Origin of the sequence: Burkholderia sp. MSMB1078WGS, from assembly GCF_001528895.1 — a bacterium.
In the GTDB taxonomy this organism is placed as follows: Bacteria; Pseudomonadota; Gammaproteobacteria; order Burkholderiales; family Burkholderiaceae; genus Burkholderia.
In genome coordinates this window covers 1-25,847 of record NZ_LPDI01000110.1, presented here as the reverse complement: position 1 = coordinate 25,847, position 25,847 = coordinate 1, and the positions used below count along the sequence as shown (strand labels likewise).

At 64.6% G+C, this 25,847-nt stretch carries 27 protein-coding genes; 18 read left to right on the top strand and 9 right to left on the bottom strand.

Going from position 1 to position 25,847, the window contains the following annotated elements; translation table 11 throughout:
* The first annotated feature begins 82 nt into the window (after nucleotides 1–82).
* From nuoG to WT24_RS29275, 15 genes are all read left to right on the top strand, one after another.
* Nucleotides 83–2,413, top strand: coding sequence for an NADH-quinone oxidoreductase subunit NuoG (gene nuoG / locus WT24_RS29345; RefSeq protein WP_060036749.1), 2,331 nt, complete (start codon nucleotides 83–85; stop codon nucleotides 2,411–2,413).
* On the top strand, nucleotides 2,414–3,481 hold the full coding sequence (gene nuoH, locus WT24_RS29340; RefSeq protein WP_059499246.1) for an NADH-quinone oxidoreductase subunit NuoH: 1,068 nt from the start codon (nucleotides 2,414–2,416) through the stop codon (nucleotides 3,479–3,481).
* Nucleotides 3,482–3,496: 15 nt separating this feature from the next.
* A complete protein-coding gene (gene nuoI / locus WT24_RS29335; RefSeq protein ID WP_006478270.1) occupies nucleotides 3,497–3,985 on the top strand; it encodes an NADH-quinone oxidoreductase subunit NuoI in 489 nt (162 codons plus the stop codon).
* A 105-nt stretch (nucleotides 3,986–4,090) separates the two neighbouring features.
* A complete protein-coding gene (locus WT24_RS29330; protein WP_059499247.1) occupies nucleotides 4,091–4,741 on the top strand; it encodes an NADH-quinone oxidoreductase subunit J in 651 nt (216 codons plus the stop codon).
* 18 nt (nucleotides 4,742–4,759) lie between these two features.
* Nucleotides 4,760–5,065, top strand: a complete 306-nt coding sequence (gene nuoK / locus WT24_RS29325) for an NADH-quinone oxidoreductase subunit NuoK (RefSeq protein WP_006478272.1) — start codon at nucleotides 4,760–4,762, stop codon at nucleotides 5,063–5,065.
* A 17-nt stretch (nucleotides 5,066–5,082) separates the two neighbouring features.
* Complete coding sequence (nuoL, locus tag WT24_RS29320; RefSeq protein ID WP_034207962.1) at nucleotides 5,083–7,137, top strand: NADH-quinone oxidoreductase subunit L; 2,055 nt, start codon at nucleotides 5,083–5,085, stop codon at nucleotides 7,135–7,137.
* An 18-nt stretch (nucleotides 7,138–7,155) separates the two neighbouring features.
* Nucleotides 7,156–8,646 carry an NADH-quinone oxidoreductase subunit M gene (locus tag WT24_RS29315; protein ID WP_006484881.1) on the top strand — a complete coding sequence of 497 codons (1,491 nt, stop codon included), beginning with the start codon at nucleotides 7,156–7,158 and terminating at the stop codon, nucleotides 8,644–8,646.
* A 39-nt stretch (nucleotides 8,647–8,685) separates the two neighbouring features.
* The gene (nuoN, locus tag WT24_RS29310; protein WP_059499249.1) at nucleotides 8,686–10,140 is read left to right on the top strand and encodes an NADH-quinone oxidoreductase subunit NuoN; all 1,455 of its coding nucleotides are present in this window, start codon (nucleotides 8,686–8,688) and stop codon (nucleotides 10,138–10,140) included.
* Nucleotides 10,140–10,436: a DUF2818 family protein gene (locus WT24_RS29305; protein WP_006478276.1), complete on the top strand. Its 297-nt coding sequence runs from the start codon at nucleotides 10,140–10,142 to the stop codon at nucleotides 10,434–10,436. The genes nuoN and WT24_RS29305 overlap by 1 nt, the downstream gene beginning before the upstream one ends.
* Nucleotides 10,437–10,475: 39 nt before the next feature.
* Nucleotides 10,476–11,066: an NUDIX domain-containing protein gene (locus WT24_RS29300; protein WP_059791272.1), complete on the top strand. Its 591-nt coding sequence runs from the start codon at nucleotides 10,476–10,478 to the stop codon at nucleotides 11,064–11,066.
* A 137-nt stretch (nucleotides 11,067–11,203) separates the two neighbouring features.
* Nucleotides 11,204–11,626: a DUF1178 family protein gene (locus WT24_RS29295; RefSeq protein ID WP_059499251.1), complete on the top strand. Its 423-nt coding sequence runs from the start codon at nucleotides 11,204–11,206 to the stop codon at nucleotides 11,624–11,626.
* A 152-nt stretch (nucleotides 11,627–11,778) separates the two neighbouring features.
* On the top strand, nucleotides 11,779–12,975 hold the full coding sequence (locus tag WT24_RS29290; protein ID WP_059499252.1) for an acyl-CoA dehydrogenase family protein: 1,197 nt from the start codon (nucleotides 11,779–11,781) through the stop codon (nucleotides 12,973–12,975).
* A 19-nt stretch (nucleotides 12,976–12,994) separates the two neighbouring features.
* Nucleotides 12,995–14,128, top strand: a complete 1,134-nt coding sequence (locus tag WT24_RS29285; protein WP_060036747.1) for an acyl-CoA dehydrogenase family protein — start codon at nucleotides 12,995–12,997, stop codon at nucleotides 14,126–14,128.
* A gap of 38 nt (nucleotides 14,129–14,166) precedes the next feature.
* The gene (locus tag WT24_RS29280) at nucleotides 14,167–14,628 is read left to right on the top strand and encodes a MaoC family dehydratase (RefSeq protein WP_060036746.1); all 462 of its coding nucleotides are present in this window, start codon (nucleotides 14,167–14,169) and stop codon (nucleotides 14,626–14,628) included.
* Nucleotides 14,625–15,101 carry a MaoC family dehydratase gene (locus tag WT24_RS29275; protein WP_059499255.1) on the top strand — a complete coding sequence of 159 codons (477 nt, stop codon included), beginning with the start codon at nucleotides 14,625–14,627 and terminating at the stop codon, nucleotides 15,099–15,101. Before WT24_RS29280 ends, WT24_RS29275 begins: the two co-directional genes overlap by 4 nt.
* Nucleotides 15,102–15,148: 47 nt before the next feature.
* Here WT24_RS29275 and WT24_RS29270 read toward each other — a convergent pair whose 3' ends face one another.
* Together WT24_RS29270 and WT24_RS29265 are read right to left on the bottom strand one after the other, a co-directional pair.
* Nucleotides 15,149–15,841 (bottom strand): glutathione binding-like protein, encoded by a 693-nt coding sequence (locus tag WT24_RS29270; protein WP_060036845.1) that lies wholly within the window; start codon nucleotides 15,839–15,841, stop codon nucleotides 15,149–15,151.
* Between the two features lie 220 nt (nucleotides 15,842–16,061).
* Complete coding sequence (locus WT24_RS29265; RefSeq protein ID WP_060036744.1) at nucleotides 16,062–16,853, bottom strand: oxepin-CoA hydrolase, alternative type; 792 nt, start codon at nucleotides 16,851–16,853, stop codon at nucleotides 16,062–16,064.
* Nucleotides 16,854–17,055: 202 nt separating this feature from the next.
* On the opposite strand from WT24_RS29265, the gene WT24_RS29260 reads away from it, so the two are divergent.
* On the top strand, nucleotides 17,056–17,712 hold the full coding sequence (locus WT24_RS29260) for a glutathione S-transferase (protein ID WP_060036742.1): 657 nt from the start codon (nucleotides 17,056–17,058) through the stop codon (nucleotides 17,710–17,712).
* 42 nt (nucleotides 17,713–17,754) lie between these two features.
* Here WT24_RS29260 and WT24_RS29255 read toward each other — a convergent pair whose 3' ends face one another.
* Together WT24_RS29255 and WT24_RS29250 are read right to left on the bottom strand one after the other, a co-directional pair.
* The gene (locus WT24_RS29255; protein WP_059499258.1) at nucleotides 17,755–18,927 is read right to left on the bottom strand and encodes a pyridoxal phosphate-dependent aminotransferase; all 1,173 of its coding nucleotides are present in this window, start codon (nucleotides 18,925–18,927) and stop codon (nucleotides 17,755–17,757) included.
* 28 nt (nucleotides 18,928–18,955) lie between these two features.
* Complete coding sequence (locus tag WT24_RS29250; protein ID WP_059499259.1) at nucleotides 18,956–19,453, bottom strand: putative toxin-antitoxin system toxin component, PIN family; 498 nt, start codon at nucleotides 19,451–19,453, stop codon at nucleotides 18,956–18,958.
* A 57-nt stretch (nucleotides 19,454–19,510) separates the two neighbouring features.
* Here WT24_RS29250 and yaaA point away from each other — a divergent pair, with 57 nt between their 5' ends.
* On the top strand, nucleotides 19,511–20,293 hold the full coding sequence (gene yaaA / locus WT24_RS29245) for a peroxide stress protein YaaA (RefSeq protein WP_059499260.1): 783 nt from the start codon (nucleotides 19,511–19,513) through the stop codon (nucleotides 20,291–20,293).
* Nucleotides 20,294–20,425: 132 nt separating this feature from the next.
* Nucleotides 20,426–21,580: a M14-type cytosolic carboxypeptidase gene (locus WT24_RS29240; protein ID WP_059499261.1), complete on the top strand. Its 1,155-nt coding sequence runs from the start codon at nucleotides 20,426–20,428 to the stop codon at nucleotides 21,578–21,580.
* Nucleotides 21,581–21,662: 82 nt separating this feature from the next.
* Here the strand turns inward: WT24_RS29240 and WT24_RS29235 are convergent, their stop codons facing one another.
* The 5 genes from WT24_RS29235 to WT24_RS35130 form a co-directional block, all read right to left on the bottom strand.
* A complete protein-coding gene (locus tag WT24_RS29235; protein ID WP_059825086.1) occupies nucleotides 21,663–22,319 on the bottom strand; it encodes a BspC domain-containing protein in 657 nt (218 codons plus the stop codon).
* 138 nt (nucleotides 22,320–22,457) lie between these two features.
* Complete coding sequence (locus WT24_RS29230) at nucleotides 22,458–23,132, bottom strand: energy-coupling factor ABC transporter permease (protein ID WP_011545801.1); 675 nt, start codon at nucleotides 23,130–23,132, stop codon at nucleotides 22,458–22,460.
* 76 nt (nucleotides 23,133–23,208) lie between these two features.
* Nucleotides 23,209–24,051 carry a response regulator transcription factor gene (locus tag WT24_RS29225; RefSeq protein WP_060036740.1) on the bottom strand — a complete coding sequence of 281 codons (843 nt, stop codon included), beginning with the start codon at nucleotides 24,049–24,051 and terminating at the stop codon, nucleotides 23,209–23,211.
* A 209-nt stretch (nucleotides 24,052–24,260) separates the two neighbouring features.
* Nucleotides 24,261–25,478, bottom strand: coding sequence for a DUF2863 family protein (locus tag WT24_RS29220; RefSeq protein ID WP_060036738.1), 1,218 nt, complete (start codon nucleotides 25,476–25,478; stop codon nucleotides 24,261–24,263).
* A 139-nt stretch (nucleotides 25,479–25,617) separates the two neighbouring features.
* On the bottom strand, nucleotides 25,618–25,847 hold a 230-nt coding region (locus WT24_RS35130; RefSeq protein WP_218921582.1), incomplete at its 5' end, for a hypothetical protein.

The window sequence follows — 25,847 nt, the reverse complement described above, 5'->3', positions numbered from 1 at the left end:
AGCGCACCCGGTTGCGGAATTTGAGCGCACGGTCGGGCCAAGGCGCGAACGGGCGGAAATAGGTTAAGGACCATTCACCATCATGGTTGAACTTGAAATAGACGGCAAGAAGGTCGAGGTGCCCGAAGGCAGCATGGTGATCCAGGCTGCGCACAAGGCGGATACGTACATTCCTCACTTCTGCTATCACAAGAAACTGTCGGTAGCGGCCAACTGCCGGATGTGCCTCGTCGAAGTCGAGAAGATGCCGAAGGCCGTGCCTGCCTGCGCGACCCCCGTGTCGGCCGGCATGATCGTCCGCACGCAGTCCGACAAGGCTGTGAAGGCGCAGCAGTCGGTGATGGAATTTCTCCTCATCAATCACCCGCTCGATTGTCCGATCTGCGATCAGGGCGGCGAATGTCAGCTGCAGGATCTGGCGGTCGGCTACGGCAAGTCGTCGTCGCGCTACTCGGAAGAAAAGCGCGTGGTGTTCCACAAGAACGTGGGCCCGCTGATCTCGATGGAAGAAATGTCGCGCTGCATCCACTGCACGCGCTGCGTCCGCTTCGGCCAGGAAATCGCCGGCGTGATGGAGTTCGGCATGCTGGGCCGCGGCGAGCATTCGGAAATCACGACGTTCGTCGGCAAGACGGTCGACTCCGAAATGTCGGGCAACATGATCGATCTGTGCCCGGTCGGCGCGCTGACCAGCAAGCCGTTCCGCTACAGCGCCCGTACGTGGGAACTGTCGCGCCGCAAGTCGGTGAGCCCGCACGATTCCGTCGGCGCGAACCTCGTCGTGCAGGTGAAGAACAACCGCGTGATGCGCGTGCTGCCGTTCGAGAACGAAGCCATCAACGAATGCTGGATCTCGGACAAGGACCGCTTCTCGTATGAAGGCCTCAACAGCGAAGAGCGTCTGACGAAGCCGATGCTGAAGCAGGGCGGCCAGTGGATCGAAACCGACTGGCAGACCGCGCTCGAATATGTCGCGAAGGGCCTGAAGGGCATCGCCGCGGATCACGGCGCCAACGCACTGGCGATGCTCGCGAGCGCGCACAGCACCGCGGAAGAGCTGTTCCTCGTGAAGCAGCTCGCCAACGAACTGAAGACGCCGAACGTCGACTTCCGTCTGCGTCAGCAGGATTTTTCGGCGCCGGTCCAGGGCGCGCCGTGGCTCGGCATGCCGATCGCCGACCTGTCGAACGTGGACGCCGCGTTCGTCGTCGGTTCGTTCCTGCGCCGCGACCACCCGCTGTTCGCGTCGCGCCTGCGTCAGGCTGCGAAGAACGGCGCGAAGCTGCACTTCCTGCACGCGACCGGTGACGATTCGCTGATCCCGACCGCGCAACGCATCGTCGCCGCGCCGTCCGCCTGGATCGACGAGCTGGCCGGCATCGCCGCGGCCGTCGCGCAACTGCGCGGCGTCGCGCTGCCCGACGCGCTCGCAGGCGTCGCCGCATCGCCGGCCGCGCAAGCCGTCGCGCAGTCGCTCGCGAACGGCGAACGCCGCGCGGTGCTGCTCGGCAACGTTGCGGTCCGTCATCCGCAATTCGCGAAGCTGCACGCCGTCGCCCAGTGGATCGCCGACAACACCGGCGCCACGTTCGGCTTCCTGACGGAAGCGGCGAACACGGTCGGCGCGCACGTCGTCGGCGCACTGCCTGGCGAAGGCGGCCTGAACGCACGCGAAGCGTTCGCGCAGCCGCGCAAGGGCTACGTGCTGCTGAACGTCGAACCGGAATTCGACACCGCCGATCCGGCACAGGCACTGGCCGCGCTGAACCAGGCGGAGATGGTCGTCGTGATGTCGCCGTTCAAGCACGGCCTCGACTACGCCGACGTGCTGCTGCCGGTCGCGCCGTTCACGGAAACGGCCGGTACGTTCATCAACGCGGAAGGTACCGTGCAGAGCTTCAACGGCGTCGTGCGCCCGCTCGGCGACACGCGTCCGGGCTGGAAGGTGCTGCGCGTGCTCGGCAGCCTGCTCGGCCTGCCGAACTTCGAATACGAGACCGCGGAAGAAGTGCGTGTCGCCGCGCTCGGCGACGCCGGCGTCGCGGGCCGTCTGTCGAACCGCACGTCGGTCGCGCCGGCTCGTGCCGCGGCGAATGCCGCGAACGGCGGGTTCGAGCGCCTGGCCGACGTGCCGATCTATCACGCCGACGCGCTCGTGCGCCGCGCAGGTGCGCTGCACCTGACGGCCGCCGCGAAGGCGGCGAATGCCGCAGCCCTGCCGGCCGCGCTGTTCGACAAGCTGGGCTTGAAGGAAGGCGACGCCGTGCGCGTGCGCCAGGGCGAGCGTGCGGTGCAGTTGCCGGCCGTGCGCGACGCGAATCTTGCGGAGACGGTCGTTCGCGTGTCGGCGGCGACGCCTGCCGGCGCAGCGCTCGGCAGCCTGTCCGGTGAACTGGTGGTGGAGAAGGCGTAAATGAGCTTGTTCGATACGATCAACGCGGGCGGGGCCGAGCTTCTCGGCTTCGCGTGGCCGACGGTGTGGGCAGTCGTGCGCATCCTCGTCGTCTCCGTCGTCATCCTGCTGTGCGTCGCGTACCTGATTCTGTGGGAGCGCAAGCTGATCGGTTGGATGCACGTGCGTCTCGGCCCGAACCGCGTCGGCCCCGGCGGCTTGCTGCAGCCGATCGCCGACGTGCTGAAGCTGCTGCTGAAGGAAGTCATTCAGCCGAGCGCCGCCAGCCGCTGGCTGTACCTGATCGCGCCGGTGATGACCGTCGTGCCGGCGTTCGCCGTATGGGCCGTGATTCCGTTCCAGGCCGAAGCCGTGCTCGCGAACGTGAACGCGGGCCTGCTGTACGCGATGGCGATCTCGTCGATCGGCGTGTACGCGGTGATTCTCGCCGGCTGGGCGTCGAACTCGAAGTACGCGTTCCTCGGCGCGATGCGCGCCGCGGCACAGATGGTGTCGTACGAAATCTCGATGGGCTTCGCGCTGGTGCTCGTGCTGATGACCGCCGGCAGCCTGAACCTGTCGGAAATCGTCGGTTCGCAACAGCACGGCTTCTTCGCCGGCCACGGCGTGAACTTCCTGTCGTGGAACTGGCTGCCGCTCCTGCCGGCGTTCGTCGTCTACTTCATCTCGGGTATCGCCGAAACGAACCGTCACCCGTTCGACGTGGTGGAAGGGGAGTCGGAGATCGTCGCGGGTCACATGATCGATTACTCGGGCATGGCGTTCGCGCTGTTCTTCCTCGCCGAGTACATCAACATGATCGTGATCTCGGCGCTGGCGGCGACGCTGTTCCTCGGCGGCTGGGACGCACCGTTCGAATTCCTGTCGTTCATTCCGGGCATCTTCTGGCTGGTGCTGAAGGTCTTTGCGCTGCTGTCGGTGTTCATCTGGGTGCGCGCGACGTTCCCGCGCTTCCGTTACGACCAGATCATGCGTCTGGGCTGGAAGGTGTTCCTGCCCGTCACGGTGGTCTGGGTGGTCGTGGTCGGCTTCTGGATGATGTCGCCGCTGAACATCTGGGTGAAGTAAAGATCGGACGAAATCATGACGGCTATCCAACACTTCTTTAAGACTTTCTTCCTGACCGAGCTGCTGAAGGGGCTCGCGCTGACCGGTCGTTACACGTTCAAGCGCAAGTTCACCGTGCAGTTCCCGGAAGAGAAGACCCCGATTTCGCCGCGTTTTCGCGGGCTGCACGCACTGCGCCGCTACGAGAACGGCGAAGAGCGCTGCATCGCGTGCAAGCTGTGCGAGGCCGTGTGCCCCGCGCTGGCGATCACGATCGAATCGGAAACGCGCGCGGACAACACGCGCCGCACGACGCGCTACGACATCGACCTGACGAAGTGCATCTTCTGCGGTTTCTGCGAAGAGAGCTGCCCGGTCGATTCGATCGTCGAGACGCAGATTCTCGAGTACCACGGCGAAAAGCGCGGCGACCTGTATTTCACGAAGGAAATGCTGCTCGCGGTGGGCGATCGCTACGAGAAGGACATCGCCGCGGCGAAGGCTGCCGACGCGCCGTATCGTTGATTGTGTTTGCAGTGCCGGCCCGGCATGAACGGGCCGAGCCGCCGCGACGGGTGCGGGCGTCCCGCAAGCCGCGCCTGACTATGGCCTAACGATGAACCGGTAATCATGGAATTCACGACCGTACTGTTCTACATCTTCGCGCTGCTCCTGGTGGTATCAGGGCTGAAGGTGATCACTTCGCGCAACCCGGTGGCGTCTGCGCTTTTCCTTGTGCTGGCGTTCTTCAACGCCGCCGCGATCTGGATGCTGCTGGAGGCGGAATTCCTCGCGATCCTGCTGGTTCTGGTCTACGTGGGCGCGGTGATGGTGCTGTTCCTGTTCGTCGTGATGATGCTGGACATCAACATCGACTACCTGCGCCGCGACTTCAAGCGCTTCGTGCCGATGGCAACCGTGGTCGGCGCGATCATCGTGATCGAAACCGCGCTGATCCTGTGGCGCGGTTACGGCGACACGCACACCGTGCATGCGATGGCGACGGGCGAGATGGCCAACTGGTCGAATACGCGCCTGATCGGCAAGGTGATCTACACCGACTACATCTTCGCGTTCGAAATCGCCGGCCTCGTGCTGCTGGTCGCGATCATCGCCGCGATCGGGCTGACCGAGCGCAAGGGCAAGGACAGCAAGCGCCAGCGCGTGTCGGATCAGGTCAAGGTGCGCCGCGACGACCGTGTGCGCCTCGTGAAGATGGAAGCGGACAAGCCGCAGCCGGAAACGGCGCAAAGCGAAGCCGGTTCGGGCACCAACGGCTAAGCGGAGGAAAAGAAAACCATGCTGACTCTTGCTCACTACCTTGTGCTCGGCGCGATCCTGTTCGCGATCGCGATCGTCGGGATCTTCCTGAACCGCCGCAACGTCATCATCATCCTGATGTCGATCGAACTGATGCTGCTGGCGGTGAACACCAACTTCGTCGCGTTCTCGCATTACCTCGGCGACGTGCACGGCCAGATCTTCGTGTTCTTCGTGCTGACCGTCGCCGCAGCGGAAGCCGCGATCGGTCTCGCGATTCTGGTGACCCTGTTCCGTAAGCTCGACACGATCAATGTCGAGGATCTCGATCAGCTCAAAGGTTAATTTCAGGCAACGCTGTTATGTCAACGACACTCAATGAAAACCTGCTGCTGGCGATTCCGCTCGCTCCGCTGGCCGGCTCGCTGATCGCGGGGCTGTTCGGGAACGCAGTCGGGCGCAAGGGCGCACATCGGATCACGATCCTCGGCGTATTGATCGCGTTCCTCCTGTCGGCGAAAGTCTTCTTCGACGTGATGGGCGGCGCAAGCTTCAACGCGACCGTCTACGAATGGATGAACGTCGGCTCGCTGAAGCTCGAAGTCGGCTTCCTCGTCGATTCGCTGACCGCGATGATGATGGTCGTCGTGACCTTCGTCTCGCTGATGGTGCACGTGTACACGATCGGCTACATGGCGGAAGAAGATGGCTACCAGCGCTTCTTCTCGTACATCTCGCTGTTCACGTTCTCGATGCTGATGCTCGTGATGAGCAACAACTTCCTGCAGCTGTTCTTCGGCTGGGAAGCGGTGGGTCTGGTGTCGTACCTGCTGATCGGCTTCTACTTCACGCGTGAGAGCGCGATCTACGCGAACATGAAGGCGTTCCTCGTGAACCGCGTGGGCGACTTCGGCTTCCTGCTCGGCATCGGCCTGCTGCTCGCGTTCGCCGGCTCGATGAACTATGGCGAAGTGTTCGCGAAGCGCGCGGAGCTCGCGAGCCTGCACTTCCCGGGCACCGACTGGGGCCTGCTGACCGTTGCCTGTATCTGCCTGTTCATCGGCGCGATGGGCAAGTCGGCGCAATTCCCGCTGCACGTGTGGCTGCCGGACTCGATGGAAGGCCCGACCCCGATCTCGGCGCTGATTCACGCGGCGACGATGGTGACGGCCGGCATCTTCATGGTGTCGCGTATGTCGCCGCTGTTCGAACTGTCGGACACCGCGCTGTCGTTCATCACGGTGATCGGCGCGATCACGGCGCTCTTCATGGGCTTCCTCGGCATCGTCCAGAACGACATCAAGCGCGTGGTCGCGTACTCGACGCTGTCGCAGCTCGGCTACATGACCGTCGCGCTCGGCGTGTCCGCTTACCCGGTCGCCGTGTTCCACCTGATGACGCACGCGTTCTTCAAGGCGCTGCTGTTCCTCGGCGCCGGCTCGGTCATCATGGGCATGCACCACGACCAGGACATGCGCAACATGGGCGGCCTGCGCAAGTACATGCCGATCACGTGGATCACGTCGCTCATCGGGTCGCTCGCGCTGATCGGTACGCCGTTCTTCTCGGGCTTCTACTCGAAGGACTCGATCATCGATGCGGTGAAGCTGTCGCACCTGCCGGGTTCGGGCTTCGCGTACTTCGCGGTCGTCGCGAGCGTGTTCGTCACGGCGCTGTACTCGTTCCGCATGTACTTCCTGGTGTTCCACGGCGAAGAGCGCTTCCGCAATCCGAAGCATCCGGAATCGCCGATGGGCATGGCGGCCGCGCACGGCCACGACGATCACGGCCATGGCCACGGTCATGACGACCACGCGCACGAGCCGCACGAGACCCCGTGGGTCGTGTGGGTACCGCTGGTCCTGCTGGCGATCCCGTCGGTGATCATCGGTGCGATCGCGATCAGCCCGATGCTGTTCGGCGACTTCTTCCAGCACGGCGTCGCATTCGACAAGGTGATCTTCATCGGCGAAAACCATCCGGCGCTGGCCGAGATGGCCGAAGAGTTCCACGGCTGGGTCGGCATGGGCCTGCACTCGGTGTCGGGTCTGCCGGTGTGGCTGGCGCTCGCCGGTGTCGTCGTCGCGTGGTTCCTGTATCTGAAGCGTCCGGAACTGCCGGCGTCGATCCGCCGTGCATTCGGCCCGATCTACACGCTGCTGGACAACAAGTACTACATGGACAAGATCAACGAAGTGGTGTTCGCCCGCGGTTCGGTGGCGATCGGCCGCGGCCTGTGGAAGGAGGGTGACGTCGTGGTGATCGACGGCCTCGTCAACGGCAGCGCCCGGTTCATCGGCTGGTTTGCCGGCGTGATCCGCTTCCTCCAATCCGGTTACATCTATCACTACGCGTTCGCCATGATCATCGGCATGCTGGGGCTCCTGACCCTGTTTGTAACGCTCGGCGGCAAATAAGGCGGGGGGACAACACTAATGCACGCTTTTCCGATTCTCAGTACCGCGATCTGGCTGCCGATCGTTTTCGGCCTCCTCGTGCTTGCGGTGGGTAACGACAAAAATCCGGGGACGGCCCGCTGGGTCGCGCTGATCGGTGCGCTGCTCGGCCTCGCGGTCACGATCCCGCTGATCACCGGCTTCGACTCGAGTACGGCTGCGCTGCAGTTCGTCGAGAAGTCGACCTGGATCGAACGCTTCGATATCGCGTATCACCTCGGCGTCGACGGCATTTCGATGTGGTTCGTCGTGCTGACCGCGCTGATCACGGTGATCGTCGTGATCGCCGCATGGGAAGTGATCACCGAGAACGTCGCGCAGTACCTCGCGGCGTTCCTGATCCTGTCCGGGATCATGATCGGCGTGTTCTCGGCGGCCGACGGCCTGCTGTTCTACGTGTTCTTCGAGGCGACCCTGATCCCGATGTACATCATCATCGGCGTGTGGGGCGGCCCGAATCGCGTGTATGCGGCGTTCAAGTTCTTCCTGTACACGCTGGCCGGTTCGCTGCTGATGCTGGTCGCGCTGATTTACCTGTACACGGAAACGCACTCGTTCGACCTCGCGACGTGGCAGAACGCGAAGATCGCGATGACGCCGCAGATCCTGCTGTTCATTGCGTTCTTCCTCGCGTTCGCGGTGAAGGTGCCGATGTGGCCGGTGCACACGTGGTTGCCGGACGCGCACGTGGAAGCGCCGACGGGCGGCTCGGTCGTGCTGGCGGCGATCATGCTGAAGCTCGGCGCATACGGTTTCCTGCGTTTCTCGCTGCCGATCACGCCTGACGCGAGCCATTTCCTGGCGCCCGTCGTGATCACGCTGTCGCTGATCGCGGTGATCTACATCGGCCTCGTCGCGATGGTGCAGGCCGACATGAAGAAGCTGGTCGCGTATTCGTCGATCGCGCACATGGGCTTCGTCACGCTGGGCTTCTTCATCTTCAACCAGCTCGGCGTCGAAGGCGCGATCATCCAGATGATCTCGCACGGCTTCGTGTCGGGCGCGATGTTCCTCTGCATCGGCGTGCTGTACGACCGCGTGCACTCGCGCCAGATCGCCGATTACGGCGGCGTCGTCAACGTGATGCCGAAGTTCGCGGCATTCGCGATGCTGTTCTCGATGGCCAACTGCGGCCTGCCGGGTACGTCGGGTTTCGTCGGCGAGTTCATGGTGATTCTCGCGGCCGTCCAGTACAACTTCTGGATCGCATTCGGCGCGGCATTCACGCTGATCCTCGGTGCAGCCTACACGCTGTGGATGTACAAGCGCGTGTATTTCGGCGCGGTGGCGAACGATCACGTCGCCAAGCTGAAGGACATCGGCCGTCGCGAATTCCTGATGCTGGCCGTGCTCGCCGCGTTCACGCTGCTGATGGGCCTGTATCCGAAGCCTTTCACCGACGTGATGCACGTTTCCGTGGAAAACCTCCTCTCCCACGTCGCGCAGTCGAAGCTGCCGCTGGCCCAGTAATCGCGAGCGGAGGAACTCAAGATCATGCAAAACGCCTCTATGAATGTCCTGTTGCCTGACGCGCTGGTGCTGGCCGCCATCGTCGTCGCATGGCTGAACGACACCTTTACCGGTGCTTCCGGCCGCCGCCTGACCTATCTGATCGCGGTCGTCTCGTCGGTCGTCGCCGGCGTGTGGTTCGCGGTCCAGGCGCTCGACCCGCAGCAGTACTACTTCTTCTCAAAGATGGTCGTCGTCGACTCGTTCGCGAGCATGATGAAGGCTGTCGTGTCGTTCGGGTTCGCGGTCTCGCTCGTCTATTCGCGCAAGTACCTCGAAGACCGCGACATGTTCCGCGGCGACGTGTTCCTGCTCGGCATGTTCTCGCTGCTCGGTCAGCTGGTCATGGTGTCGGGCAACAACTTCCTGACGCTGTATCTCGGCCTCGAACTGATGTCGCTGTCGCTGTATGCGGTGATCGCGCTGCGTCGCGATGCAGCGCAGTCGAGCGAAGCCGCGATGAAGTACTACGTGCTGGGCGCGCTCGCGTCGGGCTTCGTGCTGTACGGCATCTCGATGCTCTACGGCGCCACTGGCTCGCTCGAACTCGGCGAAGTGTACAAGGCGGTCGGCGGCAACACCGACGCGGCCGTGCTGATGTTCGGCGTGATCTTCATCGTCGCCGGTATCGCGTTCAAGCTCGGCGCCGTGCCGTTCCACATGTGGGTGCCGGACGTCTACCAGGGCGCACCGACCGCGATGACGCTGTTCGTCGGCGGCGGCCCGAAGGTTGCCGCGTTCGCGTGGGGCCTGCGCTTCCTGGTGATGGGCCTGCTGCCGCTCGCGCAGAACTGGCAGACCGCGCTCGTGATCCTTGCCGCGCTGTCGCTGATCGTCGGCAACATCACCGGTATCGTCCAGCGCAACATCAAGCGGATGCTCGCGTACTCGGCGATCTCGAACATGGGCTTCGTGCTGCTCGGCCTGCTCGCGGGCATCGTGAAGGGCGACGCGGCGGCGCCGGCGAACGCGTACAGCTCGGCGATGTTCTACGCGATCGTCTACCTGATCACGACGCTCGGCTCGTTCGGTGTGGTGATGCTGCTCGCTCGCCGCGATTTCGAAGCCGAAACGATCGACGACTTCAAGGGCCTCAACAAGCGCAGCCCGGTGTTCGCGTTCGTGATGATGGTCATGATGTTCTCGCTGGCCGGCATCCCGCCGACCGTCGGCTTCTACGCGAAGCTCGCCGTGCTCGAGGCGACCGTCAACGCGGGCCTCACGTGGCTGGCCGTGCTGGCCGTGATCACGTCGCTGTTCGGCGCGTTCTACTACCTGCGCATCGTCAAGGTGATTTACTTCGATGCGCCGCAGGATTCGACGCCGATCTCGGGCGATTTCTGCAAGCGCACGATCCTCGTGCTGAACGGCGTGGCGGTCGTCGTGCTCGGCCTGATCCCGAGCCCGCTGCTGACCGCCTGCCTGCAGGCAATCCGTCACACGCTGCCGCTGTAATGTCGGCAGCCGGCTGGTTCATCGTGCTGTTGGCGCTCGTCTGCGCCAACCTGCCGTTCCTGAACCAACGCCTCTTCGCCGTCGTGCCGTTCGGCGCGACGAAGAAGAATGCGTGGGTGCGGATCGGCGAGCTGATCGTGCTGTACTTCGTCGTCGGCGCGCTCGGCTTCTGGCTCGAGTCGCGTGCCGGCAACCGCTTCGAACAGGGCTGGCAGTTTTACGCGATCACGTTCAGTCTTTTCGTCGTGTTCGCGTTTCCCGGCTTCACGTTCCAGTATCTCGTCAAACGACGCTGACGGCTTCGGCCGTCCGTCGTGCTCATTCAGGAGCCGCCGATGGCCGAACTACCCAATCACGACGCCGCACTGACCGAAACCTGCCTCGAGAGCGAGGCGATCTTCGACGGCGCGTTCCTCAAGCTCAAGCGCGACACCGTCCGTCTGCCGGACGGCAAGAAAGCCACGCGCGAATACGTGCAGCACCCGGGTGCGGTGATGGTGATCCCGCTGTTCGACGACGGCCGCGTGCTGATGGAAAGCCAGTTCCGCTATCCGATCGGCAAGGTGATGGCCGAATTCCCGGCCGGCAAGCTCGACCCGAACGAAGGCGCGCTCGCGTGCGCGATGCGCGAGCTGCGCGAGGAAACGGGCTACACGGCGCGCGAATACGTGTTCCTGGCCCGCATTCATCCGATCATTTCCTATTCGACCGAATTCATCGACCTGTATCTCGCGCGCGGGCTGACGGCCGGCGAACGCAAGCTCGACGACGGCGAATTCCTCGAAACCTTCACGGCGACGCCGGCCGACCTGCAGGAATGGGTGCGCACGGGCCAGATCACCGACGTGAAGACGATCATCGGCGCGATGTGGCTCGACAAGGTGCTGTCCGGCACGTGGCCGCTCGGGCCGGTCGTCACGCCCTGAGCACGGGCGTCGGCGGCGGCCGGGGCGCCGCGTTACAATTCCGTGACGCGGCGCGCTCGTGCCGCGCGATCCGGATTTAGCACGATCGTTCACAAAACCGCTTTTTGCGCTACACTCGCCACACGCCCTGATTCAGCATGAAGGTCCTCGATTTACAGTGTCCGCACGGTCATCGGTTCGAAGGCTGGTTCGCTTCCGCCGATGAATTCGAAGCGCAGTTGTCCCGCAAGCTGGTCGAATGCCCGGTGTGCGGAACGACGGAGATCAACCGGATGCCGTCGGCGCCGCGCCTGAACCTGTCGGGCGCGACGCAGGCGCAGCCGGTCGATCCGCGTGCGCTGCAGGCGCAGGTGATGCGCGCGCTGCGCGAGGTGCTGGAGAAGACCGAGAACGTGGGCGAGCGCTTCGCCGAGGAAGCGCGGCGCATCCATTACAACGAGGCGCCGGCACGCAGCATTCGCGGCGTCACGACGCCGGAGGATGCGCAGTCCTTGGTCGAAGAAGGCATCGACGTGATGCCGCTGCCGATTCCAGCCGCGCTGAAAGAACCGCTGCAATAACGTACGCAGTGTGTCCTTGCCGGGCCGGACGGTCGCGGCGAGCCTTGCATGGGATCAGAGTAAGCGCTGAAGCGCCGATGCTGATCGACCGCGAAGCATGGGACCGGAGTAAGTGCTGAAGCACTCACTCCGGTCGACAGGAGACACTGCGCATGGATCTGGATTATTCCCCCGCCGACGACGCATTCCGCGCCGACGTCCGCGCCTGGCTCGAGGCCAACCTGCCTCACGCGCTGCGCGCCAAGGTACTCGATCACAAACGACTCGACCGCGAAGACTTCGCGAGCTGGCACCGGATTCTCGGCCAGCGCGGCTGGTCCGCGCCCGCCTGGCCGGTCGAATATGGCGGCCCGGGCTGGAACGCGACGCAGCGACACATCTGGGACGAGGAGTGCGCGCGGATCGGTGCGCCGACCGTGTTGCCGTTCGGGGTGTCGATGGTCGCGCCGGTCCTGATGAAATACGGCAGCGAAGCACAGAAGCGCCGCTATCTGCCGCGTATTCTCGACGGCTCGGACTGGTGGTGCCAGGGGTATTCGGAGCCGGGTTCCGGGTCCGACCTCGCGTCGCTGCGCACGCGCGCCGAGCGCCACGGCGATCACTACGTCGTCAACGGCCAGAAGACCTGGACCACGCTCGGCCAGTACGCCGACATGATGTTCTGCCTCGTGCGCACCGATCCGGCTGCGAAGAAGCAGGAGGGCATCTCGTTCCTGCTGATCGACATGAAGACGCCCGGCATCACGGTGCGCCCGATCGTGATGCTCGACGAGGATCACGAGGTCAACGAGGTGTTCTTCGAGGACGTGAAGGTGCCGGTCGAGAACCTCGTCGGCGACGAGAACCGCGGCTGGACCTACGCGAAATATCTGCTCGGCCACGAGCGCACCGGCATCGCGCGCGTCGGCGCGTCGAAGCGGGAGCTCGCGTTCCTGAAGCGCGTCGCATCGAATCAGCGCAAGAACGGCAAGCCGTTGCTCGCCGATCCCGTGTTCGCCGCGAAGGTCGCGGCGCTCGAAGTCGAGTTGATGGCGCTGGAAGTGACGGTGCTGCGCGTCGTCAGCCGCGAGACGAGCGGCAAGGGGCCCGGTCCCGAGGCGTCGATGCTGAAGATCAAGGGCACCGAGGTGCAGCAGGCGCTCACCGAGCTGATGGTCGAAGCGATCGGCCCGCTGGCCGCCCCGTTCGACGTGCCGTTCCTTGACGGCGAGCGCGAACACAGCATCGCGGGCGACGACGATGCGGCGCCGCTCGCCGCGTACTACTTCAATTACCGGAAGACGTCGATCTACGGCGGTTCGAACGAGATCCAGAAGAACATCATCGCGCAGATGATTCTGGGGCTGTGATCAGGGAACGGAGACAACCATGGATTTCAGCTTTACCGATGAGCAGCAGCAGTTCGCCGACGCGCTGCGCCGGTATCTCGGCGAGCAATACGGCTTCGAAGCGCGCCAGGCGATCGTGCGCAGCGATGCCGGTGTGTCGGATGCGCAGTGGAGCGCATTCACCGAGCTGGGATTGACCGCGTTGCCCGTGCCGGAGGCACAGGGTGGCTTCGGCGGCGGCCCGGTCGACATGCTGGTCGTGATGCAGGAGCTCGGCCGCGCGCTCGTGATCGAGCCGTACTGGGCGACGGCGGTCGGCGTCGAAGCACTGCGGATCGCCGGCTCGGGCGCAGGCGCCGACGCCGCGCTGCTGGAGGCGATCGCGCAGGGGCAAAAGCGCGTGGCGGTCGCGTTCCACGAACCGCGGGCGCGCTATGACCTGTACGAACTCGACACGCACGCGCGCGAGCAGGGCGGCACGTACCGGCTGACCGGTACCAAGTCGGTGGTTCAGCACGGCGCCCAGGCGCATGCGTGGATCGTGCCGGCGCGGGTCGACGGCGGCGGCATCGGCCTCTTCGTCGTCGAACGCGATGAGGCCAACGCGAAGGTGGTCGACTACCGGACCATCGACGGCCAGCGTGCCGCGACGATCGCGTTCGACGACACGCCGGCCCGACTGCTGACGGGCGGTGCGCGCGACGCGGCGGCACTCGAGCAGATCGCCGATTACGCGACTTTCCTGCTGTGCGCGGAAGCGGTCGGCGCGCTCGACGAACTGAATCGCGCGACGGTCGAATACACGAAGACGCGCGAGCAGTTCGGCGTGCCGATCGCGCGTTTTCAGGCGCTGCAGCACCGGATGGTCGACATGCTGATTCATGCCGAGCAGGCGCGTTCGCTGACCTATCTCGCGGCGGTGCGCTACGCGAACGGCGATGCCGATGCGCGGCGCAAGGCCGTGTCGGCCGCGAAGGCGCGGGTCGGCGCGGCCGCGCGCTTCGTCGGCCAGCAGGCCGTCCAGTTGCACGGCGGTATGGGCGTGACCAACGAAGTGGCCGCCGCGCACTTGTTCAAACGGCTGTCGATCATCGAGACGACGCTCGGCGATACCGATCATCACCTCGCCCGCATCGCGGCGCTGCCCGATTTTGCGCAGACCGACGTAGCATGACGGCGACGCGCGAGCGCGCCAGACAAGGAGACTTATCCGTGGGCATCAGTTACGAAGACCTGGTGGTGGGCAGTACGACCGAAGTGGGCCGCTACACGTTCGAGCCCGACGACATCAAGACGTTCGCGAAGCGCTACGATCCGCAGCCGTTCCATGTCGACGAGGAAGCGGGGAAGGCATCGCATTTCGGCGGCCTCGTCGCGAGCGGCTGGCATACGTGCTCGGTGTTCATGAGCCTGCTGGTCCGCAAGCTCGGATCGGATTCGACCAGCATGGGTTCGCCGGGCATCGATTCGATCCGCTGGCTGAAGCCGGTCCGCGCCGGCGATACGATCACGATGTACCAGAAGGTGCACGACAAGCGCGTGTCGGAGAGCAAGCCCGATCGCGGCATCGTGTCGACCGAATGGGTCGGCGTGAACGAAGCCGGCGAGACGGTGATCACCGTCCAGACCAAGGTGATTTTCGGGCTGCGCCATCGGGGGGGCGCGAACCCATGACCGACGTGACCTTGCCGCTGATCGCATCGGCGCAGGCGTTGCGGGCGCGGGTCGGTGCGGAGCCGCTCGCGAGCGGCTGGAGCGAGATCGATCAGGCGCGCGTCGACGGTTTTGCCGACGCGACCGGCGATCATCAGTGGATTCACGTCGACCCCGAGCGCGCGCGACGCGAGTCGCCGTTCGGCGGGCCGATCGCGCACGGGTTCCTGACGCTGTCGCTGATTCCCGCGTTGATGACCGACGCAATGCGCTTCGAGCAAAAGATGGGCGTGAACTACGGGCTGAACCGCGTGCGGTTCTTGAAGCCGGTGCCGGTCGGGGCGCGCGTGCGTGCGCTGTTCGCGGTGAAGGAAACCGCCGACGCCGCGCGCGGCGGCATCCAGGTGACGTGGTCGGTGTCGATGCAGGTCGAGCGCCCCGACGCGCCGCTGCCGGTATGCGCGGCGGAGTTCATCACGCTGCATTACTTCTGACGCACGGAGCGGCATGCGCGAATGCCGCTCCGCTCGTCATGCGCTCGTCAGCGTTTCGCGTATTGCGTTGCGCCGAACAGCACTTCGCGCGCCTTGTCGTCCTGCAGCGCCTTGCGCAACGACGCGAGCACCTCGACGCCGCGCTGCACGGCCGGTCGCGCGGCGATCGCCTCGTGCCAGCGCTTCACGTTCGGCAACTCGTCGAGCACGATGCCCTGGTTCTGCCACGAGCGCGTCCACGGGAACGTCGCAATGTCCGCGATCGTGTACGCATCGCCCGCGAGATACTCGGATTCGCCGAGGCGCTTTTCCATCACGTTGTACAGGCGCTTCGCTTCGTTCGTGTAGCGGTTGACCGCATATTCGATCTTCTCCGGCGCATACAGGCGGAAGTGGTGCGCCTGCCCGAGCATCGGACCGACACCGCCCATCTGGAACATCAGCCACTCGAGCGTCGCATAGCGCGCGGCCGGATCGGTCGGCAGAAACTTGCCGGTCTTTTCCGCGAGGTAGATCAGGATCGCGCCCGATTCGAACAGCGAGATCGGTTGGCCGCCGGGGCCGTCCGGATCGACGATCGCGGGGATCTTGTTGTTCGGGCTGATCTTCAGGAACTCGGGCTCGAACTGGTCGCCCGCGCCGATATCGACCGGATGCGCGCGATACGCGAGGCCCGTTTCCTCGAGCATGATGTGCACCTTGTGACCGTTCGGGGTCGCCCAGCTATAGACGTCGATCATCGTCAACTCCTGTGTGGCATGCGCGAAAACGGCGCCGGCGGCGCCGCGACAGGCGGTCATTAGAGCATGGATCGACACGGGCTGCTGGCGATGCAAACGCGTGTGCCGACGGGCATGCGCAGCCTGCCCGGAGAGCGCCGCGACGTCGCGCGCGGCGGCGACGGGCCGCATCGGATGGACGTGGCGGCGTTGGCGTCGGTTCGAAGGCCGACGCGGCGGATCAGAGCTTGTAGCGTGGCTGGCGCTTCTCGAGAAAGGCAGTGATGCCTTCGAGGCCGTCCGCATGATGCAGCGACGCGACGAAATGATCGCGCTCGGTGCCGAGGTGCGCATCCAGCGGTTGCGCGGTCGCGTCGTCGAGCAGCGACTTGATGCGCGTGAGCGCATTCGGCGAAATGCCGGCGAGCGCATCGGCCCATGCCAGTGCGTCGCCAAGTGCCGAGCCGGGCGCGGCGAGCCGGTTGACGACGCCGAGCGCATGCAGCCGTTCGGCGGCGACTGGCTTGCCTTCGAACAGGATCTCGGCCGCGATCGCACGCGGCAACGCGCGGGCGAGAAACCACGAGCCGCCGCCGTCGGGCGTCAGACCGACGCGCGCATACGACATCACGAATTTCGCGTCGTGTGCCGAGACGATCAGGTCGCACGCGAGCGCCAACGAGAAGCCCGCGCCGGCCGCGGCGCCTTCGACGGCTGCGATCACCGGCTTCGTCGATGCGCGGATCGCCGTGACCCATGCCGCGAGCTGATCGATGCTGTCGGCCTGGAAGGACGGATCCTTCGAGCGATTCTCGAGCAGCCGGTTCAGGTTCCCGCCTGCGCAGAAGAAACGATCGGCACCCGTCAGCACGACGGCGCGAATCGCCGGATCGCGCTCGGCGGTGGCGAGCGCTTCGATGCCGGCCGCGTACATGTCGGGATGCAGCGCGTTGCGCGCGCCGGGATTGGACAGCGTGAGGACGAGCGTCGATTCGCTCTCGGGCGGACGCGAGGCCAGCAGTTCAGCACTCATGCGAGCGTGTCTCCATCGGGTGGCGCGGCGGCGGCGGCGCGTGTGTCGCGCGGACGGGCGGAACTGACGCCGCAGCGGAGGTAATGTTGTCGTGACGAACGCACGACTTGCTTTAGACTAGCACGAACGTGCTTTTCAGCGCGATGAATCCCGATGCGGCCGGCGTCGATGCGGCCGCACTTCAGCAAGGAAGGAGACGCCAATGCTACAGCTGTGCGGTATTCCGTTGTCCAACTACTACAACAAGGTGAAGTTCGTCCTGCTCGAGCACGACATTCCGTTCGAGGAGGCGGCGTGTGGTTTGCCGATCAGCGATCCGGCCCGGCTTGCCGATTCGCCGCTCGGCAAGATTCCGTTCCTGAAGACCGAAGAGGGGGCGCTGTTCGAGTCGCAGGTGATCGTCGAATACCTGGCGGCGCGCTATCCCGAAAAAGGCATTTTCCCCGCGAGCCCGTTCGCGGCGGCGAAGGTGCGTGAACTGGTCGAGACGCTCGAGCTGTATCTCGAATGGACGGCGCGCGAGGTGTACACGGAAGCGTTTTTCGGCGGGAAGGTGAGCGACGGGATGAAGGCGCACGTCGAGAAGCGGCTGCCGCGCGCGATCGATGCATTCAGGCAGATGACGCGGTTTTCGCCGTATGCGCTCGGCGAATCGTTCGGCCTCGCGGACATTGCCGCGTGGGTTCATCTGCCGGTCATCGGGATGGCGACGAAGGCCATATTCGGCCGCGACTTCCTGCTCGAGGCAGGCATCGACTGGAAGGCGCACGCGAAGACGGTGGGTGAACGCCCGGCCGCGCAACGCGTGGCAACTGAGCGCAAGGCGTATGTCGAAGCGGCGAACGTCGCACGTTCGTAAGCGCGGTTCCCGAAGGGCGGCGCGCGGCCGCCCGTGCGGCGCTTACAGGCGAGCCAGCCGATCGAGCGCGGACGCGAGCGTGCTTTCCTGCTTCGCGAAGCAGAAGCGGACGACGCCCGACTCGTGCGGCTCGTGATAGAACGCCGACACCGGAATGGCGGCCACGCCGATCTCCGACGTGAGCCATTTCGAGAATTCCGCTTCGGGCAGGTCGCTGATCGCCGAGTAATCGACGCACTGGAAGTACGTGCCCGTGCACGGCAGCAGCTTGAAGCGCGTGCGCTCGAGGCCGGCCCGGAAGAAGTCGCGCTTCTGTTGATAGAAGCCCGCGAGCGACAGGTACGGCGCCGGGTCGCGCAGATAGTCGGCGAGCCCGATCTGCATCGGCGTGTTCACCGTGAACACGTTGAACTGGTGGACCTTGCGGAATTCCGCGGTCAGCGCGGCAGGCGCCGCGACGTAACCGACCTTCCAGCCCGTCACGTGGTAGGTCTTGCCGAAGCTCGACACGATGAAGCTGCGCGCGGCGAGTTCCGGGTAGCGCGCGACGCTCTCGTGGCGCGCACCGTCGTAGACCATGTGTTCGTAGACTTCGTCGGACAGGATCAGCACGTTGGTGCCGCGCACGATGTCCTCGAGCTTGCGCATGTCCGCCTCGCGCCACACGGTGCCCGTCGGGTTGTGCGGCGTGTTGATCAGGATCATCCGCGTTTTCGGCGTGATCGCTGCCGCGAGGCGATCGAACGGGATCGCGTAGTCGGGCGCTTCCAGCGTGACGAACACGGGCTTGCCGCCGGCGAGCTCGATCGACGGCAGGTAGCTGTCGTAGGTCGGCTCGACGACGATCACCTCGTCGCCCGGATGCACCGCGCACAGGATCGCCGTCAGCAGCGCCTGCGTCGCGCCGGCCGTCACGGTGATTTCGGTGGCCGGATCGTAGCGCCGGCCGTACACCTGCGCGATCTTGTCGGCGATCGCGTCGCGCAGCGGCGCGACGCCGGCCATCGGCGGATACTGGTTGTGCCCGTTGCGCATCGCGGTTGCGACCGCATCGACGATGCGCGGATCGCAATCGAAATCAGGAAAACCCTGGCCGAGGTTCACCGCACCTTTTTCGGCGGCAAGCGCGCTCATGACCGTGAAGATCGTCGTGCCGACGTTCGGCAGGCGCGAGGGGAAAACGGGCGTCGTTGGCATATCTGAAGGAGCGTTCATCGATACGGTCGGATTCGGATGGATTGCGTCAGGCGGGCGTCGCCGTGGCGGGCGGCGCGGCGTCGAGTGCGCAGGCTTCCACGAACGGCGCGGGTTGCGCGATCCTGAAACCGAAGTCGCGTGCGGTGCGCTTCGCGAGCTTCAGCAGCGCGCGGTCTTTCGACACGAGCCACTCGGCCTGCGCGGCGCGGGCGAGTTCGAGAAATTTCTGATCGTCGCGGTCCTTGCACTTCGGCAACGGCGGCGCGTCGGCGTCGACGGGCGGCGGTTCGACGAGGCTCGCGAGCCGGGCGACCGTGGCGAGCGCGTCGGCCTTGTCGATCGCACGCGACTGGAACTGCGGATAGTCGAGCACGTATTCGAGCTCGGTCAGGCAGCGGCCGTCGATCACGGCGGCAAGCATGCCGTGCTCCAGCGCGGCACGGATCGGGCGCGTAGCGGGGTCGTCGAATACGAGGATGTCGATCCAGACGTTCGAGTCGAGCACGACGCGGTGTGCGGCATGCGGGGCGAGAGAGCGGGCCATTCGTTACAATCGGAGGTTTTCGTCTGACCGCAAGGCACGGCGTGCCAGCGAGCCTCTATGATAATCGTTCTCTCTCCCGCCAAATCCCTCGACTACGATACGCCCCCGCACGTCCAGTCTTACACGAAGCCTGCATTCGTCGACGACGCATCGGAGCTGATCGACGGCCTGCGCAAGCTGTCGCCGCAGGACATCGCGACGCTGATGGATATCTCCGATCCGCTCGCGCACCTGAACTTCCAGCGCTACGCCGACTGGTCGCCGACGTTCACGCCGGCCAACGCCAAGCAGGCCGTGCTGGCGTTCAATGGCGACGTCTACGAGGGTTTCGACGCGAAATCGCTGTCGTCCGCCGATCTCGACTATGCGCAGCAGCACGTGCGCGTGTTGTCGGGCCTGTACGGGCTGCTGCGTCCGCTCGATCTGCTGCAGCCATACCGGCTCGAGATGGGCACGCGGTTCGCGAACGCGCGCGGCAAGGATCTGTATGCGTTCTGGGGCGACCGCATCACGCGGGCGCTGAACGAGCAACTCGAGACGCGCAGCGGCGCCGCGCGCGTGTTGATCAACTGCGCGTCGACCGAATACTTCAAGTCGGTCAAGCCGAAGCTGCTGGCCGCACCGGTCATCACGCCGGTATTCGAGGACTGGAAGGGCGGCCGCTACAAGATCATCAGCTTCCATGCGAAACGCGCGCGCGGCCTGATGGCGCGTTTTGTCGTCGAGAACCGTATCGCCGACCCGAAGGCGCTGAAGGCATTCGCGACCGAAGGCTATGCGTTCGATGCGGCCGCATCGAACGATTCGACTTACGTATATCGCCGGCGCGTCGGCGAGTGACCCTGCGGGCCGTTCACGAGACGGCCTGCGCATGCATGAGACTGGATGGGCGGGATACCGTCTGCTTCGGGCTTCGCATGGGACCGGAGGTAAGCGCTGAAGCGCTAACTCCGGTCGACAAAGGAGAGATAGATGGCCCTTTCGATTACCAGTAATTTCGACGCAGGCGCAATCGACGTCGTGTCGTGCGACCGCCCCGATGCAATCCGGCTGCGCGTGCGCGGCGACAATCGTTCGGAATTCGCGCAATGGTTTTACTACCGCTTGACGGGAGCGCGCGGCGAGCGATGCGTGATGACGTTCGAGAACGCAGCCGAATGCGCGTATCCGTCCGGCTGGCGCAACTACCACGCGGTGGCGAGCTACGACCGGGTCGACTGGTTCCGCGTGCCGACGACGTTCGACGGCAAGACGATGACCATCGACCATACGCCGGAGTTCGACAGCATCTACTACGCGTATTTCGAACCGTACTCGGAAGAGCGTCACGCGGCGTTTCTCGGCGCGGTCCAGCAGTTGCCGCAGGCGAGCGTCGTCGAGCTCGGCCGCACGGTCGAAGGCCGTCCGATGTCGCTGCTGACGCTCGGCACGCCGGAAACCGATGGTGCGCCGAAGAAGAAGGTGTGGATCATCGCGCGCCAGCATCCGGGCGAGTCGATGGCCGAGTGGTTCGTCGAAGGCCTGGTCAAGCGGCTGGCCGGCTGGGGCGACTGGGCCGGCGATCCGGTGGCGCGCAAACTCTACGATCGCGCGACGTTCTACATCGTCCCGAACATGAACCCGGACGGCAGTGTGCACGGTAACCTGCGCACCAATGCGGCCGGCGCGAACCTGAACCGCGAGTGGATGGCGCCCGATGCCGAGCGCAGTCCCGAGGTGCTGGCCGTGCGCGACGCGATCCATGCGATCGGCTGCGACATGTTCTTCGATATTCACGGCGATGAGGATCTTCCGTACGTGTTCGTCGCCGGCTCGGAGATGCTGCCGAGCTTTACCGAGCAGCAGGGCAAGGAGCAGGCTGCGTTCATCGACGCGTTCAAGGTCGCAAGCCCCGATTTCCAGACCGAGCATGGCTACGCGGCGAGCAAGTACAAGGAAGATGCGTTGAAGCTCGCGTCGAAGTACATTGGCCACCAGTTCGGCTGTCTGTCGCTGACGCTCGAAATGCCGTTCAAGGACAACGCGAACCTCCCCGACGAGCGCGTCGGCTGGAACGGGGAGCGCAGCGCGGCGCTCGGTGCGGCGATGCTGGCCGCGATCCTGGTGCACGTCGACACGTTCGCGTAAGCGCAGCCGTCGTTGCATGAAAAAACCGACGCATCTCGCGATGCGCCGGCTTTTCTGCTGCTGTCGTTGCCGCTCCGCCGTATCAGGACTTCTTCGCGGTTTTTTTCTTCACGGCTTTGTGCTGGCCGCTTGATTTCTTCGTTGCGACGGCCTTCTTGCTGCCGGTGCGGCCCGATGCCTTCGCCTTGGCTTTGCCGCGGTGCGACTTGCCCTTGAACTTCTTCGTCGAAGACGACGAACGCTCGACGCGCGGCTTCAGCGGCGGAACCGGATCGTTCCAGCTGAACGCGAGCATTTGCTGGCCGACATAGCCGCAACGGAATTTCAGCGGCGTCGGATCGCTGCCGTCGCTGTGGATGCCGAGCCCGTCGACGGTGACGATATTGTCGACTTTCACGCGCTGCTTGCCTTGGTCGAACGAGTCGTTCCACGGCGTGATCGTCGCGTTGCCGCTGTCGAATGCATTCGGCGCGAAGTCGACTCGGTCGAAGGCCGTCGACGTGCTGGCGATGAAGCTGCCGTGCGCCGCACAATCGGCGGCGAGCGGATCGGCATGCATCTCGTTGACGAATTTGTTGATCAGTTCGGAGCGCTGGTCGAGCAGGTCGGCGAATACCGGAGCGGGAAGCGCAAGCGACAGGCCCGCGATACAGGCTGCCAGCTTGCCGAGCGCCCGGAAAATCCGGAGCGAGGCAGGTGAGCTGTCCATCTGGTTATTGGTGAGGAGCGAAGGAGACATCGGGCACGTATAGATGCCCGATGAAGAACAGGAGTTCAATCTTAGCGTAAAAAAGTTGTGCGGCAGTAGGCGACGTATTCGGCGCGCGCCGCGGAAGCCCGTCGGTATGCGGGTGCGCCGAGCCGATCCGAAGGAAATTCAGGCGCGCGGGCCGCCGAGGCGGTAGCGCCGGACGTCGAAGGTCGTGACCCACGCAGGGCGATAGACGGCGATGAGTGCCGTTGCCATGCCGGTGAACCATGCTTCGCCGAGCGCGAGCAGCGCGGTGTTCAGCAGATAGCCGGCCGGAATCACGACGGGCACGCCGTCCGCGAGCGCGAGCTGGACACCGGCTGCTGCGGCGGCGACCGCGACGATCGCGATGGCCGGCGACAGGAAGCCCTGCCCGGTGATGAACGACGCGAGGTTGTGCGGCAACCACGCGAGCGCGGCGCGTTGCAGCAACGCCGACACGCCGACAGGCAACGCACCGTAGATCAGATAGGTCAAGCCGATGCCTTGCCACGGTGCATCGAAGATGACCGCGGCAATCGCCGTGACGGCGCCCATGGCGACCAATGCGAGTGTCCAGTCGAACAGCGTGACGAGCAGCGTTGCGCCAAGCAGATGCATGACGATGCCATCTTCGAGCCATGCGTTCGAGGCCCACAGGACCGTGATCGCAGTGACGAGCGCAAGCCACACGTGCTGAAGCGTGGCGTCTTGCAGACGGACGAAGGGACGATTCCAGATCGCGAGCGCGAGCAGGGCCACGGCGGCGATCCAGCCACCGATGCCAACCCAGAGCGGAAGCGGTGTGAAAAGAAAACCCATGCGTCCATATTACTCGTTGAGCATCAAAGGTGGGAGCCTGCACATGCCCGACCGTCGCAATATCGAGACTGTTTGCCTAACGTCCGCGCCGGAACCGTGCCGGCGGCTCGGCGGCGAGCGGCAGATTCTGCGTGCCGGCATTCGCGATGGGCAACGGGTACGGATGGTCGTGCCGTTGCGTACGCAGCGGAGCCGGGCCGTGTTCGCCGACGGCCGGCTTGCGGGCGCGGTTGCGGTTCGCCAGCAGCACCTCGAGATGGGGCGACAGCCAGCCGTTGTAGATCGCGACCGCGGCGGCGCGGTTTGCGGCGCCGAACTGCTGGAAGATGCTCGCGAGGTGGATTTTCACAGTGCCTTCGCTGATGCCGAGCGTACGCGCGATCATCTTGTTCGTGCTGCCCATGTGGACGAACCGCATGATCTGCGCTTGGCGCGGCGACAGGAGGCCGCTCGGCGGGCGCCGGGGCAGCGAGCCGGCGAGCGTCTGGAAATGGGCGTCGTGGCGCGCCGTCGCCGTCGCCGTGGACGGCAGGAGGCTGAGGGCGATCGGCGGAATGTAGTATCCGCCCAGCAGGACGATCTCGAGCGCTCGCACGATCAGGTGCGGCCGCGTGGAGTGCGGGATCACGCCCGCGACGCCGTAATTGAAGAAGCGTTGGATGGCGTCGGGCGAGATGTCGTCGACCAGAACGGCGACCGGTGTCGGCGAGCACGCGTTGCCGAGTGCCTGAAGCTCGCTGAGCCGGCCCACGTCCAGCCAGTCGATCGCGACGAGGTCGAAACGCTGGGTGCGCAGCAGCCGGCGCGCCTGGAAACCGTCAGGCGCATCGTTGATGCTGGCGTGCCGGTCGATCTGCCGCAACAGGGTCTTCAGTCCGTCACGCCGTTCGGCGTCTGAGTTAAGTACCAAGAACCGCATATTCAACCTCCGTAAAGTGAGTCATTCACTGCTGTCGGGTATTAGCTGGCCCCGATAATGACAAAGACCTTACACGATGTCTGCTTGGCTGAAAGGCTTAGGAAAAGTTCGAAATTTTGGACGACCGGCATCGGATAAGAAAAAAGCCGCTTCGGTGGGCACCGGAAGCGGCTTTAAGCAGGGCAGGCCATCGAGGCCTGCGGGGTGGGTCAGTGGAAGTGCGGCTGGGCGGGCGACGCGTCTTCCGGCATTTCCGCATGGACGATTTCGCCGAGCGGATCGGCGTAAAGTGGCACGCCGCAGTCGTCGCAGTATTCGGGTTCGAAGCGACCCGCGTGCCGGCGGATGTCGGTTACGCCGCATTCTTTCAGCAGGCTCACGATTTCCTCGAGCGGCCCTTCGATCGGGGCTTCGCCTTCGAGCGTCGCGTTGTCGATCGATACGTCGCCGTTTTCACGGCCGTAGAGCGGCCACACGACGCCGTAGATCACGTCGTTGCTGGCACGCCGCGTGAAGCCGACGCGATACTCGTCGATACGACGTTCGCCGAAGCCGGCGACCACCGCGCGCAACTCCTGCGGCGCCGCACCAAGTGTGTCGAATAGATAACGAATGGCCGTTCGGACGGTGTGCGGACGCACGCGTTCGTCCGCATCGCGACAGGCCGAGTAGTACGCGTCCGGAAGCAGGCATTCGAACTCGCAGCCGGGCAACGCGATCGACAGGTTCGGGCCGCCTTGAGCCGTCCATTGTTCGAGGCACTGGCCGCGCTCGATCCGGCTGCCGTTTTCTTCCTCCTGCCAGCGGAACAGCGGCGAGCCGGCCGGCGCGGCGACGACCGCCAGCAGGAAGCGCGGATCGGCCAGGATCGGTGAGGTTTCCGGCAGATCGCCGAAGCTCAGCTTCGGGGGCTGCTGGCCGATCGCCGCATGGGCGAGTTGCTGAGCGAGCCGATAGGTTTCCACGTGATGCCGCGGCAACTGGTCGATGCTGTAGAGGAACGGTGCGAGCCCGACGAGGGTGCCGTTCGCGAGCACATGCGCCTGCAGGTGCGTTCGCAGCGCGTCGGCAACGTCGCTCTTGAGCGGGCCCGACGGAATCATGTAGCGCGTCCAGGCGAGAACCGGGACGGCGACCAGCAGCGCATCGTAGGGTTGGCCGTCGTGTTCGATCATCATCGACTCGCTGTGCGTCTCGGCCATGTCGGCGAGCGCGCCGTAGGCGTCGGGATGATTTTGCTGAAGATGGTCGAGCGCGGCGTCGAGCGTGGTCTGATTGCCGTTGCGGACAATCTTGGCGAGCAGCGCATCGAGCTTCGCTTCCCAGAAGCGATCCTCGATGCGGCTGCCCGACGCGAAGAGCGCAAGTGACAGACCGACCAGTTTGTCGGCATCGGGGGGGAGGCGTTTGGCGATTCGCTGGCGCATATTAAAGACGTATATAGAAAGAGGCGAAGAACCTCACATTCTAGTCCGTTCTTTGCACCATAAGCGGCATTGTGCCCAGGCATGGCCGGACGGCCGAATTCCGGCGTTTGTAAAAAAAGTTGCTTCAAACCCCTTGCGCTCACGGTGTGGGCTGAATAGAATCACGCCTCTTTCGCGCTAACGGAAACGCGGCGCGGGAGGAAGGGAAGCGGTGCTGTTGAGGTTCGGAAGTAGCGAGCCCGACGGCGCAGGAAGATGACCCCGCAGTCGCAACGATGTCGTGCAGAAAGTAGTTGACGCGCTGCGAAACACGGTTCATAATCTCGCTTCTCTGCTGCTGAAAACGCAGCGCTGCTGAGGGGTTCAGGA